13 protein-coding genes are annotated in these 13542 nt (G+C 56.0%); 8 read left to right on the forward strand and 5 right to left on the reverse strand.

Annotated features, from left to right (window positions below):
- The first annotated feature begins 2 nt into the window (after window positions 1-2).
- From J2887_RS08335 to sthA, 6 genes are read left to right on the forward strand one after another with little or no spacing between them, the layout of a single operon-like run.
- A complete protein-coding gene (locus J2887_RS08335) occupies window positions 3-668 on the forward strand; it encodes an NADH:ubiquinone reductase (Na(+)-transporting) subunit D (protein ID WP_227175512.1) in 666 nt (221 codons plus the stop codon).
- Window positions 668-1276, forward strand: coding sequence for an NADH:ubiquinone reductase (Na(+)-transporting) subunit E (gene nqrE, locus J2887_RS08340; protein ID WP_227175513.1), 609 nt, complete (start codon window positions 668-670; stop codon window positions 1274-1276). Before J2887_RS08335 ends, nqrE begins: the two co-directional genes overlap by 1 nt.
- Before the next feature lie 33 nt (window positions 1277-1309).
- Window positions 1310-2536: an NADH:ubiquinone reductase (Na(+)-transporting) subunit F gene (gene nqrF, locus J2887_RS08345; RefSeq protein ID WP_227175514.1), complete on the forward strand. Its 1227-nt coding sequence runs from the start codon at window positions 1310-1312 to the stop codon at window positions 2534-2536.
- A gap of 9 nt (window positions 2537-2545) precedes the next feature.
- The gene (locus J2887_RS08350; RefSeq protein WP_227175515.1) at window positions 2546-3595 is read left to right on the forward strand and encodes an FAD:protein FMN transferase; all 1050 of its coding nucleotides are present in this window, start codon (window positions 2546-2548) and stop codon (window positions 3593-3595) included.
- 33 nt (window positions 3596-3628) lie between these two features.
- Window positions 3629-3877 carry a (Na+)-NQR maturation NqrM gene (gene nqrM, locus J2887_RS08355; protein WP_227175516.1) on the forward strand — a complete coding sequence of 83 codons (249 nt, stop codon included), beginning with the start codon at window positions 3629-3631 and terminating at the stop codon, window positions 3875-3877.
- A gap of 37 nt (window positions 3878-3914) precedes the next feature.
- A complete protein-coding gene (gene sthA / locus J2887_RS08360) occupies window positions 3915-5306 on the forward strand; it encodes a Si-specific NAD(P)(+) transhydrogenase (protein WP_227175517.1) in 1392 nt (463 codons plus the stop codon).
- 97 nt (window positions 5307-5403) lie between these two features.
- Here the strand turns inward: sthA and J2887_RS08365 are convergent, their stop codons facing one another.
- The 5 genes from J2887_RS08365 to dusA form a co-directional block, all read right to left on the reverse strand.
- Window positions 5404-6204, reverse strand: coding sequence for a glycerophosphodiester phosphodiesterase (locus J2887_RS08365; RefSeq protein WP_227175518.1), 801 nt, complete (start codon window positions 6202-6204; stop codon window positions 5404-5406).
- A gap of 15 nt (window positions 6205-6219) precedes the next feature.
- On the reverse strand, window positions 6220-7341 hold the full coding sequence (locus J2887_RS08370; protein WP_227175519.1) for a 3-deoxy-7-phosphoheptulonate synthase: 1122 nt from the start codon (window positions 7339-7341) through the stop codon (window positions 6220-6222).
- Between the two features lie 46 nt (window positions 7342-7387).
- Window positions 7388-7852 carry a TerB family tellurite resistance protein gene (locus J2887_RS08375; protein WP_227175520.1) on the reverse strand — a complete coding sequence of 155 codons (465 nt, stop codon included), beginning with the start codon at window positions 7850-7852 and terminating at the stop codon, window positions 7388-7390.
- 36 nt (window positions 7853-7888) lie between these two features.
- Window positions 7889-8854, reverse strand: a complete 966-nt coding sequence (gene tal, locus J2887_RS08380) for a transaldolase (protein ID WP_227175521.1) — start codon at window positions 8852-8854, stop codon at window positions 7889-7891.
- Window positions 8855-9007: 153 nt separating this feature from the next.
- On the reverse strand, window positions 9008-10066 hold the full coding sequence (gene dusA, locus J2887_RS08385; RefSeq protein ID WP_227175522.1) for a tRNA dihydrouridine(20/20a) synthase DusA: 1059 nt from the start codon (window positions 10064-10066) through the stop codon (window positions 9008-9010).
- Window positions 10067-11018: 952 nt separating this feature from the next.
- On the opposite strand from dusA, the gene J2887_RS08390 reads away from it, so the two are divergent.
- Together J2887_RS08390 and J2887_RS08395 are read left to right on the forward strand one after the other, a co-directional pair.
- Window positions 11019-11873, forward strand: coding sequence for a hypothetical protein (locus tag J2887_RS08390; RefSeq protein WP_227175523.1), 855 nt, complete (start codon window positions 11019-11021; stop codon window positions 11871-11873).
- On the forward strand, window positions 11854-12918 hold the full coding sequence (locus J2887_RS08395; RefSeq protein WP_227175524.1) for a PQQ-like beta-propeller repeat protein: 1065 nt from the start codon (window positions 11854-11856) through the stop codon (window positions 12916-12918). Before J2887_RS08390 ends, J2887_RS08395 begins: the two co-directional genes overlap by 20 nt.
- Window positions 12919-13542: the final 624 nt, after the last annotated feature.

Here is a 13542-nt window from a genome sequence, read left to right on the forward strand (position 1 = left end):
TCATGGCAGACGCTTCAGCCAAGCAGGTTCTCTTCGAACCAATTTTCAGTAACAACCCGATCGCGCTGCAGATTCTCGGAATCTGTTCCGCGCTGGCGGTGACCACCAGCATGAACGTCACCATCGTGATGTGCCTGTCGGTGATTGCGGTAACTGCGTTCTCAAACCTGGCGGTATCCCTGGTCCGTACGCAGATCCCGAACAGTATTCGGATCATCGTACAGATGACCATCATCGCCTCACTGGTTATCGTTGTTGACCAGGTCCTCAAGGCATACGCCTACGAAATCAGCAAGCAGCTGTCGGTGTTCGTCGGTCTGATCATCACCAACTGTATCGTGATGGGTCGCGCCGAAGGCTTCGCGATGAAGAACGGCCCCTGGCTGAGCTTCCTCGACGGCATCGGTAACGGTCTCGGCTATTCGGTGATGCTGCTGTTCGTGGCGTTCTTTCGTGAACTGCTCGGGGCCGGTTCGCTGTTCGGCGTTGCTCTGATGCCGACCGTGAATGCCGGTGGCTGGTACGTGCCGAACGGCCTGTTGCTGCTGCCTCCGAGTGCGTTCTTCATCATCGGTCTGGCAATCTGGGGCCTGCGTGCCTGGAAGCCGGAGCAGGTGGAAGAGCCTGACTACAAAATGTCCCGTCATACCGCGAAGGAGGCCTTCTGATGGAGCATTATATCAGTCTGGCCGTTAAGGCTATCTTCGTTGAAAACATGGCGCTGGCCTTCTTCCTGGGGATGTGTACCTTCCTGGCAATCTCCAAGAAGATTGAGGCTGCGGTAGGCTTGGGTATCGCCGTTGTGGTGGTGCTGACCCTGACCGTGCCGGTGAACAACCTGATCTACAACAACATCCTCCGTGAGGGTGCGCTGGGCTGGGCCGGGTTGCCGAACATCGACCTGAGCTTCCTGGGTCTGCTGACATACATCGGTGTTATCGCCGCGATCGTACAGATCATGGAGATGGTGCTGGACAAGTACATTCCCGCGCTCTATTCGGCGCTGGGTGTGTTCCTGCCCCTGATCACCGTTAACTGCGCCATCATGGGGGCCTCCCTGTTCATGGTGCAGCGTGACTATACGTTCGGAGAGAGTGTGGTGTACGGCTTCGGTGCCGGTGTGGGCTGGGCCCTCGCCATCGTGGCGCTGGCGGGTATCCGCGAGAAGCTCAAGTACAGCGACGTACCCGAAGGCCTGCGCGGTCTGGGCATCACCTTCATTACCGTTGGTCTGATGTCTCTCGGCTTCATGTCGTTCTCAGGTATTTCACTCTAATCCGGTGATTCGGTTCAACGAAAAGGCGAGACCATGAATACAGAAATAATTCTTGGCGTGGTCATGTTCACCGTTATCGTGCTGTCGCTTGTGGCGATCATCCTGGCGGCACGCTCGAAGCTGGTCAGCACCGGTGATGTGACCATTGAAATCAATGACGATCCCGAGCATACCCTGACCACCGAAGCCGGTGGCAAGTTGCTGGGAACGCTCGCGGGCAGCGGTATCTTCCTGTCCTCCGCCTGTGGTGGCGGTGGTACCTGCGCCCAGTGTAAATGTAAGGTTCTGGAAGGTGGTGGCGCCATGCTGCCCACCGAGAAGACCCACTTCACCAACCGGGAAGAGAAGGAAGGCTGGCGCCTGTCCTGCCAGGTTCCGGTGAAGCAGGACATGAAGATCGAGGTGCCTGAAGAGTTCTTCGGCGTGAAGAAGTGGGAGTGTGAAGTCATCTCCAACGAGAACGTCGCGACCTTCATCAAGGAACTGGTTCTGAAACTGCCTGAAGGTGAAGAGGTGGCTTTCCGTGCCGGCGGTTATGTCCAGTTGGAGTGTCCTCCGTACGAAATCAACTTCAAGGATTTCGAGATTCAGGAAGAGTTCCATGAAGACTGGGACAAGCACGACATCTGGCGCTACAAGGCGATCAACAAGGAAGACACCATCCGCGCCTACTCCATGGCGAACTATCCGGAAGAGAAAGGGCTTCTCAAGTTCAACATCCGGATCGCCACACCGCCTCCGGGTTCGGACCATCCGCCGGGAATCATGTCCAGCTACGTCTTCAACCTGAAGCCTGGCGACAAGGTGACTGTGATGGGGCCGTTTGGTGAGTTCTTTGCCAAAGAAACCGAAGCCGAAATGGTCTTCATCGGTGGTGGTGCCGGTATGGCACCGATGCGTTCCCACATTTTTGACCAGCTCAAGCGTCTGAACTCCAACCGGAAGATTTCGTTCTGGTACGGCGCCCGGAGTGTCCGCGAGATGTTCTACGTGGAAGACTTCGACATGCTGGCGAACGAGAATGAAAACTTCCAGTGGCACGTTGCCCTGTCCGATGCTCTGCCAGAGGACAACTGGAGCGGCTACACCGGGTTCATTCACAACGTTCTGTACGACAACTACCTCAAGGACCATCCGGCTCCCGAGGACTGTGAGTACTACATGTGTGGGCCCCCCATCATGAACGCCTCGGTCATCAAGATGCTGAAGGATCTTGGTGTCGAGGATGAAAACATCATGCTGGACGACTTTGGGGGTTAAGCAGACCTCATGACATCCCGCATGACCAGACCCGTCAGGGCTGTAATCACCAGCGTCTTCATGACGCTGGTGGCTGCGGCCCTGGCGGGTTGCCTGTTTAAGGACGAAGAAAAAGTCTGGGAAATATCCGGGCCGATCTTCGGAACCAGCTACCATATCAATGTCGTATTGCCGGACGACCCGGAACGGCTGGACACTCTCGGTGAGGGCATTCAGCAGGTACTGGAAGAGGTGGATGCCTCCATGTCGACCTGGCGGGACGATTCTGAGCTTTCCCGCTTCAACAGCCTGACAGACCAGGGTGAGTGGTTTGGCATCTCACCGGAGTTGCACGAAGTGCTGGCGGCCTCGATGGAGGTATCCCGCTTCAGCGGCGGCGCTTTTGACATTACTGTTGGTCCGGTCGTCAATCTGTGGGGATTTGGACCGGAGGCGCGTCCGGAAACCATTCCCGAGCCGGCATTGCTGGCGGAGCGGATGGCCCAGACCGGTTACCGGAACATTGAACTGCAGGCCGAACCGCCGGCGGTCCGTACCCAAAAACACCAGTATCTGGACCTGTCGGCAATTGCCAAGGGTTACGGTGTGGATGCGGTTGCCCGCTACCTCGATGCCCAGGGTGTGAAGGCGTTTCTGGTGGAAGTGGGCGGTGAGATCCGGGTCAAGGGTCGCAAGCCCGATGATGAGGCCTGGCGCCTGGCAATCGAAGAGCCGGTATCCGAACGCCGCCAGGTCAACCGGGTGGTGGTGCTGGATGACCACGGCCTGGCCACATCCGGCGATTATCGTAACTATTACGAATCGGAAGGTCAGCGCTATTCCCATACCATAGACCCGTTGACCGGTAAGCCGATCGGCCACAACCTGGCGTCTGTGACGGTAATTGCTGAAAACTGTATGCTGGCAGATGGGATTGCCACGGCGTTCAATGTGATGGGCTTTGAAAAGGCCCGGGCGCTGGCAACCCGCGACAATATTCCGGCGTATTTTATTGTTCGTGGCGACAACGGTTTTGAAACACATTACACACCTGCCTTTTCATCCTACCTTGTAGAGTAGGTTCGAAAGCGGCGGGGATGAGAGGACAGAACGATGGGTACGTTTCTCCTGGTATTCCTGATTGTTGGTTTTCTTCTGCTGGCCATGTCGATTGGCGTCATCATGGGCCGCAAGCCCATCAGTGGCACCTGCGGCGGTATCGGTGCCCTGGGCCTGGATGGGGCGTGTGATATTTGCGGTGGCAACACCAAGAAGTGCAAGGAAGAGAACGAGCGTCTGGCCAAAGAGGGCAAGACCGCAGACACCCTGGCTTACGATGCCAGCCAGGCCTCATCAAAATAACATCCTGAAGACACGCAGATAAGGAGTTGCTGCACGCATGGCAGAACATCACTACGACGTTGTCGTTATCGGTGCGGGGCCTTCCGGGGAAGGGGCGGCGATGAACGCCGCCAAGAATGGCAAGCGCGTTGCGATCATCGAAGACAAGCCCACCGTTGGCGGCAACTGCACCCACTGGGGAACCATTCCTTCCAAGGCGTTGCGACATTCCGTCAAGCAGATCATCACCTTCAACACCAACCAGATGTTCCGGGACATTGGTGAACCGCGCTGGTTCTCTTTCCCGCGGGTACTGCAGAACGCCCAGAAGGTGATTGGCAAACAGGTGAAGCTGCGAACCCAGTTTTACGCCCGCAACCGCATTGACCTGATCAACGGCCGTGCCTATTTCCTCGATGCCAACCGCATCGAGATTCGCGATGGTCAGGCCAATGAGGTCCTGCGTGCGGACACCGTGGTGATTGCCACCGGCTCGAGGCCTTACCTGCCGCCCGATGTGAATTTCCGTCATCGCCGCATCTACAACAGCGACTCGATTCTCAATCTCTCCCACACACCGCGCACGCTGATTATCTATGGCGCCGGGGTGATCGGTTCTGAGTACGCGTCTATCTTTGCCGGTCTTGGCGTCAAGGTGGATCTCATCAACCCGGGCAGCCGGCTGTTGTCTTTCCTTGACGATGAGATCTCTGACGCGCTCAGCTACCACCTGCGCAACAATGGCGTGCTGGTGCGTCACAACGAGTGCTATGAATCGGTGGAAGGAGACGATCACGGCGTGGTGCTGTCTCTGAAGTCTGGCAAAAAGATACGTGCGGACGCCTTCCTGTGGTGTAACGGCCGCAGCGGCAACACCGACAAGCTGGGTCTGGAGAACGTGGGTCTTGAGACCAACAGCCGGGGCCAGCTTGCTGTGGACGAGCACTACCGCACGTCTGTGCCACACATCTATGCGGCCGGTGACGTAATCGGCTGGCCCAGCCTGGCCAGCGCGGCGTACGATCAGGGCCGTTCAGCGGCGTCTGACATCGTTCACGATGAGTATTTCCGTTTCGTGTCGGATGTGCCAACTGGCATCTACACCATTCCTGAGATCAGTTCGGTGGGCAAAACCGAACGTGAGCTGACGGAAGCCAAGGTGCCGTACGAAGTCGGCCAGGCCTTCTTCAAGGATCTGGCCCGCGCCCAGATCACCGGCGAAGCGGTGGGCATGCTGAAGATCCTGTTCCATCGTGAGACCCGGGAGATCCTGGGCATCCACTGCTTCGGGGACCAGGCGGCGGAGATCGTCCATATCGGACAGGCGATCATGAATCAGGAAGGGGAGGCCAACTCCCTCAACTACTTCATCAACACCACCTTCAATTATCCCACCATGGCGGAAGCCTACCGGGTGGCGGCACTGAATGGCCTGAACCGTATCTTCTGACGGTTACGCTATCCCGAACTGCTCCTTCAGCGGGCAGTTCGGGAGCTTCTCAGCGTTTCATGGTAGACCGAACCGGCCTAGTTTCTGAGCGACCGCATCACTGATTGCTCAGAGACGGTTGGCCCGCGTCGTTGCCGTCAGCGTCGGTGGTTCGGGCCAGATGTGGCAGTGCCTGGCGCCGGTTGTCGAAGTAGATCTTGGTACTGGTCGGGTAGTCGGTGATGATGCTGTCGACGCCGTGCTGCTCCAGCGTCAGCATGTCGTGAATGCGGTTGACGGTCCACACCGAGACCTGCAACTCCCGCCGGTGGGCTTCTTCCACCAGCTTGGCGGAGCAGAGTTTCCAGTTCAGGATCAGGTAATCACAGTTCAGTCGTGAGGCCACCTGCACCGGGTTGGGGAAGCGCCGCTCCACTACCGCGCCAATCGCGATGCGTCGGTTACGACGGCGAATCTCCTGTAGAAACCAGGTATCGGCTGACGTTACCACCACCCGCTCAAACAGGTCGTGGCGCTGGATCAGCTCCGTCAGCCGGTTGCACAGAACGTTGAGGCGATGACGTTTGTCGCTTTTGACTTCCAGTTGCAGGTGCTCAAAGTCCGGAATCGCCGCCAACACCTGATCCAGGGTGGGGATTGGCGTGGGGCTGGCCCACGCCGCCGTGCCATGGCGTGCATCCATCCGCCCCAGTTCCGCGGCGGTGTAGTCAGCAACCTTGCCGGTATCGCTTGTGGTGCGGTCGACCGTCAGGTCGTGGATGACCACGGGCTGGCCGTCACTCGACAACAGCAGGTCAAACTCAAAGCGGCGAATACCGTGCCGGTAGGCGTGCTCAAAGCCGGCCAGGGTGTTTTCTGGAGCCTCTCCGCGAGCGCCCCGATGCCCATAGATGATCATAATGCCGCTTCTTCCCTAGAAGCCGATCCGGATGCGATTGTACAGCGCCTGACGCTTCTGCCAGGTCTCGTGGCACAGCTGCACATCGTCCAGGTACGCCGACAGCTCTTCCATCAGCAGAGCCTGGGGACCGTCCACCAGGGCTTTCTCCGGTTTCGGGTGGAAGTCCACCAGCACCATGTTGGCACCGGCTATGACGCCCTGAGCGGTGGCATGCATCACGTCCAGGATGCCATCAGGAGCGTGTTCCCGGCTGCCGACAGAATGGGACGGGTCAATGCACACCGGCATGCGGGTCAGCCGTTTGACCACCGGTACGTGGGCAAAGTCCACCATGTTGCGATGAGGGTTGCCGGCTTCGGTCTTCATGCCGCGCAGACAGAACACCACATTGGCGTTGCCCTCACTGGCCAGGTATTCGGCAGCGTTGAGGGATTCATTGAGGGTGATGCCAAAGCCCCGCTTCAGCAGCACCGGGTAGGTGCTCTGGCGGCCAATGGCTTTGAGCAGCTCAAAGTTCTGAGTGTTGCGGGTACCTACCTGCAGCATCACGCCGGTCGGCCGGCCCAGCTTCTCCAGGCAGGTGTCGATTTCTTCAATGTGGCTTTCATGGGTAATCTCCATAGCGATCACCTTGATGCCATGCTTGCCGGCTTTCTCGAACACCCATGGCAGGCAACCCTTACCATGGCCCTGGAACGAATAGGGGTTGGTTCGGGGCTTGTAGGCGCCCATGCGGGTGCAGACCTGACCATGCTGCTCGAGAGCCTGCATCATCATCTCCACATGCTCGGGAACGTCCACGGCGCAGAGGCCGGCGAACACGTGGAGGTTGTCCTGGCCGAACTGCACGCCGTTGTATTGGAAGCCGGACTGGCGCTGGTCGTCACGATGACGCCCGAGAATGCGGTAGTCCTCGGAGATGCGGATCACACGCTCCACGGCGGGCAGGGCAGCGATTTCGTCCTTGTCCAGGGTCTTGGTATCGCCCAGCAGGTAGATCTCGGTCAGGCGTTGTTTCTCACCCTGAACCTCATGAACCCGTAGGGAGACGTTCGGCAGGTTCTCGAGAAAATGCATGGTGTGCCGGTACTCCTCGCTGTCGAGCGGGGTATCCGGGTGGAGGATGGCTAGCATGGGACAACTCCTTGTGACATTCGGTGGTGTGCGGCGCGCGACAGGGTCAGCCTGAGATAGGGCCCGAGTTGGCCTCAGCGCGGTGGCGCGCCTGCATATACTCTCGGTGGTTAAGGTGCAGAAGCTCAGCCATGCGGCGGATCAGGTGCTCCTCAAAACGGTCAATCCGACCATCGGCAAAGGCCACCAGCCAGATGCTCTCCAACAGCGCCTGCTTGGCCTGTTGATCCAGGTGATCGTTGATCTGGCCGGTGAACTCGTACAGCGACGTGGCGTCCTCGGCCTCGTTCAGCGCATCCTGGAGGATGCTCTCGGCTTCTTCCCGGGTGACCTCCAGTCGTTGCACGGCGCAGTCGACAATGGTTTTCAGCTCCCGCTCATCCTGCTCCTGGTCGATGCGGGCCAGCTGGACCATCAGCGCGGTGGCAGCAATGGCCAGTTGGTGGCGGTCCGGCTGCGCCGGACCCTGATCTGCTGGTGCCAGAAAAAGCTGTTTCAGCTTCTCAATCATCGGGTTGGGTATCTCGCTGTCTTCAGTACGTTAGCTTCAAGCGGCGTTCGCCAGCCGGCGGACTCGGCTTTCCAGTTCCACCTGGTCGACGGCAAAGCGACGGATGCCATCGGCCAGCTTTTCGGTGGCCATGGCGTCTTCATTGGATTCCCAGCGGAATCGGGCCTCGGTCATCGGCGTCGGGGTGTCGGTGCTGCTCGCCTGCTCCGGGGAAAGATGCCGGGCGAGGTTGCCCTGGTCATCCTGCAGCGATTGCAGCAGCGCCGGGCTGATGGTGAGCCGGTCGCACCCGGCGAGCATCTCGATCTCGCCCGTGTTGCGGAAACTGGCGCCCATCACCACGGTGTTGTAATCGTGGGTCTTGAAGTAGTTGTAGATCCGGGTGACCGAGCGCACCCCGGGGTCGTCCTCCGGGGCGAAGGTATCCTGATCGCTGTTGGCCAGGTGCCAGTCGAGAATGCGGCCGACGAACGGTGAGATCAGGTGCGCGCCAGCGTCAGCACAGGCTGCGGCCTGGGCGAAGGAGAACAGCAGCGTGAGGTTACAGCGAATACCTTCCTTCTCAAGTTGCTCGGCGGCGCGAATACCTTCCCAGGTGGAGGCGATCTTGATCAGCACGCGGCTGGTGTCGATGCCCCGTTGATCGTACAGCTCGACCAGCCGGCGGGCGCGGGCCAGAGTGGCGTCGGTATCGAACGACAGCCGGGCATCCACTTCGGTGGACACCACGCCAGGAATCAGCTGCAGGATCTTCTCACCCGCCATCACCGCCAGCAGGTCGGTGGCATAGCCCAGCTGTTCGGCGTTGCTCCCTGCCAGCCCGCGGGCGCCATTGATGGCAGCATCGAGCATCGGACGATAGGCGTCGGAGGAGGCCGCTTTAAGCAGCAGGGAGGGGTTGGTGGTGGCATCCTGGGGGCGCCACTGGGCGATGGCCTCGAGGTCACCGGTATCGGCCACCACCGTAGTCATGGTCTTGAGCTGGTCAAGCTTGCTGGTCATTCGTTCTGTCATCCTGATCCGTTGCGTTCGCAGATGGGTTGTTACGGAAGGCACCCCGGAACAGCGGAAATCCGCGGCACACGCCTGAGCCTTACAATAACCGGGCAGTTTGACAGGAACAAGAACTATGCCATGGCGCGACCGGACGGGACACTAGGCTGGGGCCGCTTCCTCGGTCGCCTGTTCCGGTACCATCGCCAGGGCCTGTTCGACCACTTCAAGACCGGCTCCGGGGCGATGGGCATTCTCACTGATGTGGCGACGGAAGCGTCGACCGCCGGGTTGGCCGTGGAATAGCCCAAGCAGGTGACGGGTCATGTGGCCCAGATAGACCCCGCGGGCCAGCTCCGATTCGATGAACGGAAACATTGCCCGCAGGGCGTCATGACGTGAGGTGACCGCCGGTGTGTCACCAAAGAAACCCTGATCGACACCCGCCAGCAGCCAGGGGTTGTGGTAGGCCTCGCGCCCCAGCATCACGCCATCCGTGTGAGCTAGGTGCTGGTGGCATTCATCAAAGGTCTTGATGCCACCGTTGATGATGATCTCCAGGTCCGGGTACTTCTCCTTGAGACCATACACCCAGTCGTATTTCAGCGGCGGGACTTCCCGATTTTCCTTGGGGCTCAGGCCATCGAGGATGGCGATGCGGGCGTGGGCAATAAAGGTACGGCAGCCGGCATCCGCGACCTTCTCGACAAATTCACACAGCTCTTCCCAGGACTCTCGGCCATCTATACCGATCCGGTGCTTGACGGTCACCGGCAGGTTCGTGGCTTCAATCATCGCTCGCACGCCGTCTGCAACCTTGTCGGGATGCCCCATCAAACAGGCACCGATCATGTTGTTCTGCACCCGGTCACTGGGGCAGCCAACATTCAGGTTCACCTCATCAAACCCGAACCGCTCCGCCAGCGCCGCGCAGTGGGCCAGCTCCCGGGCATCGCTGCCACCGAGCTGCAGGGCCAGAGGGTATTCCGCTTCGTTGTGCCTCAGAAAGCGTTCAGTATCACCATGAATCAACGCCCCGGTGGTCACCATCTCAGTGTAAAGCAGCGTATGCCGGCTGAGCATCCGCGCCAGGTACCGATAGTGCGAGGTCGTCCAGTCCATCATTGGAGCGACGCAAAACCGCCGAGAGGGCTCGGCGCCTGCTGTGGCGTGGCTTGTGGCTGAACTATCAGCTGCTCTTTTTAACTCGTTATCGGTCATTTACTGCCCAATTTTCCGTTCTAAAAACATCAGTGCTCCGATCATCCTTCAGTTGGAGGGCTGGGAGGACTGTGGCAACCATTAACTCTCGAATCATGACGAATAGCTCCAGACCCTATCGCAAACAGACTGACGTCCGGCGAAGAGGGGCTCTAGTTTATCAGGAAACATGGCGTTTCGGCTGTAGAGCGTTGGCGCAAGGGTAGGCTGCTCCTTAACCCAAGATTGTGATGGCCCTAGCACACCATGACTCCAGTAGTCCAATGCCGGTACGGCCAGGTTAGAACGCCTTGTGGCTACGGAACTTTGGCAAACCATCGGGTTAGAAACCCATGAGTAACCTTTACCGACGCTTCACCAGAATCCTTCCCAAAAAGCCAACGGACAAAGGCCGAGTGATCGCAGTACACAGTGACGGCGTCACGGTCGAGCTGGTGATCGGCGACCACCAGCGGGTAAGGGGCGCCGCTGTTGAATGGATTTACCCAGGAGGTTTGATAGGGGAGCAGGTCGTTAACTACACCGACCACCCACATTGAGATTGGCCCAGATCCATCCCTGGTAGCCACACCACTCGTTAGTTGTCGCGTTCGGCTAGACATCCATGCTGTCAGCCAGTGAGCCGGTACGTTCTGTGTTCGTGGCTCAGGGGGCATTCTACTGATGGGATAGACTCCATTCATAAGAGAGTGACTTGTGTTGCTGTAAGTGATATCGCACAAGCTCTCTATATTGTAGCCATAGAGTACAGTTGCGATAGAAAAAGTAAAATCTAACAAGAACGGTGGATTTACAGAGAATTGGCTTTAGGTCTATAATCTCGCGCACAATTGACAGAGTACTTTCACCAATGGACTGGGGTTAGTAAGACAAGGAAGTTTATGAAATCGCTCAAACTCCCCTCCTTGTATGACCACCAAAGCCCCTGTGTTGAGAATCATAAGGATATTTTGTGTCTACAGCACTTGCGCAGTCGTTGATAGCGAGTTTTTCTGCTAGTAAAGAAGCCGGGGTTTTCAGAAAATTAAGTAAGCCGCTTCTTGTATCAAATCTCAGAGAGAGATGCGAAGAACCTTGGCGAATATACCAGAACAAAACTAGCCTTTGCGGGCCAGCTGCATTTCTGTTTGTTATTGCAAAAAAAGATCCGGAAATATACGTAAAGTATATTATAGATCTCTACCAGACGGGTAGCGCTTCCATTAACGAGTTAAAAGTCGTTGCAGGCCAGGGCTGTAGAGACTACAACCCCATAGTAAAGAATGAAGGCGGCCAGTTTAGGGCCATTTCACCAGCCGACTGGGTCGGTTTGGCAAGCCTCAGAGATTCCGAAAATTCGTTGTTTAACTACGACCACCACTCCGATGAATTCGCTGGTATTACCCTTCCCAGTAATTTGGCATCTTGGTTTAGGAGAGCTGGTTATAACTCAATTGAGAACAGAACCAACGTAGTTTTCGACAAAGGTTTGTCCAACCTCCTTGAAGCCAACAGAAAATATGTTGCAGGACATGAAGTATGTCTCTTTGTAGGGGCTAAGATCCTTTTGGGGATGCCTAAGGGGAAAGCGCCGGCAGACCACTGGGTAGTGATGACATCCCAAATCCAAGTGAATACTGATGCTGATCTTGAGTGCTACCCACCGGAGAGATTGGAAAATCTGGGCGATAGTATTTACGATATGAAAATATATTTTAAGGTCTACACTTGGGGGGAAGGATCGCGCTCCGTTAACTTAGCGAATAGAAGTCTAACCGTTTCTCAATTTCTGGATTATTACTATGGTTATGTCGCAGTCCAAAAATAAAGTATTGGCGGTTCTTTTTTTATTTTTCTTAGCGATTAGTGGGTGCAAAAGCGTTCCAGCTAAGGATCTTTCCTATAAGGTTTTTTTTCATGAAAAAACTTCAGAGGCGCCCACCAGTCATCTGATTTTTAACCATGATGGAAGTCGTCTTCTAAGTGCGCCCCAATACGATACTGTGTCCTTACTAAAAAGCGAGTCTGGGGAGGTGCTAAGCAATCTTAAATTTCAAGACCTTATTTCCGGGCTGATGTTTCTGGATACAGGCGAGATCTTCATTGCAAAATCTAAAGGAAGCATTGAGCTTTGGGACGCTGAACTTTCAAATGTCATAAAATCTCATGATTTTGATGAGTTTGGACGGTACGCTATTATCCATCGAGGCGGTCGATGGGGATTTTATGGTAACCGGTTCTTTTCTTGGGCTGATTCTATTGGCCTAGAAATGGAGCTTGCCATCATTAATGAGGGTCTTTTGACGTTTTTTGGTTCTGAGTATGCTGTTGCTGTCGGTGAACATGACGGTAAGATCGTTACCATTGACCTGGCTGATATGTCCCTAGCTGAATGGAGGGCGCCTGAAAGGCTGATCACTGGTGATCCAAGGTTGCTCAGTCAAACGCTGATCATGATGACAAAAGACGATCATCTTTACGCTTTTGATATAAAGAGCCAGAAAGTTCTTTACGATTTCTCTTTTTTCTTTAGCTCTCCCATATTTATCATGGCCCCTCCCCATGGCGACTGGTTTGCTGCGATGTACGAGTCCGAAGTCGTATTTTACAATGCAGAAACCGGCGAGAAACGGTTTAGCCTCCCTCTCGATTTTCCGTGGAGTGGTGTGACCTCCTCCGATAGAGAGAAGTTATTTATTGGCTCAGAGTTGGGCAGCCTATATGTGGTCGACGTGGCTACACAAAGCGTAGCGGTTGCCAAGCTTTTTGATCAATCAGCCGTTGGTGCAATGACATGGCATGAAGAAACCAATCGCCTGGCGATAGGTACTCGTGAAGGTGAGACCATGGTGATTGAGCTGGAGACGGAGTAAAAAGGCTTAGGAGTCCACAGCAGCCCATTGCCGCACCCGGTCTTCTGGAGCGATGGCCGATCTGTCAGCTGGATGACACCTCTAAAGGATGCGAGGAACAGCACATTGAACAAGGATCGACGTTGTTCTGGCCGCCCGGGCCATCGGGTATCCTCTGTCAGTTGGGCAAAAGGGAAGACTTGACCCCGAAGCTGTACAATATCAACGAACGCGTTCTAATTGCTGTTATTTTATTAAATAAACAAGGAGAGTATTGAATGGTAAATGGTATAGCCCCACAAGTGAGGCCCGCTAATATTGACCAGTTAATCGCTACGATTCAACGAGAGTTCCCAACGGCTGGCATTAGAATAACGGGGCGCGCACGCACTATACGACGCCAAGCCGAATTAATGGCACAGAGAATCCGTGCCAATAGGCAAGAATTTCTTGGTACATACCGAAGAACACAGCACATAACGGAAATGAACCAGTGGTTCCAAGCCAATAGTGGAGCTACATTGCAAAAAACAGTTGCCGAGTTCGAAGCTATAATCAATAGAGCGCGCTCCCGGGGGGCTTTGGTTTCAAATCATTTATCAAACACTGCGAGAGATATTAGCTGGCCTATAGGAACTCCGCAGC

Origin of the sequence: Marinobacter sp. CA1, from assembly GCF_020546665.1 — a bacterium.
GTDB lineage: Bacteria > Pseudomonadota > Gammaproteobacteria > Pseudomonadales > Oleiphilaceae > Marinobacter > Marinobacter xestospongiae.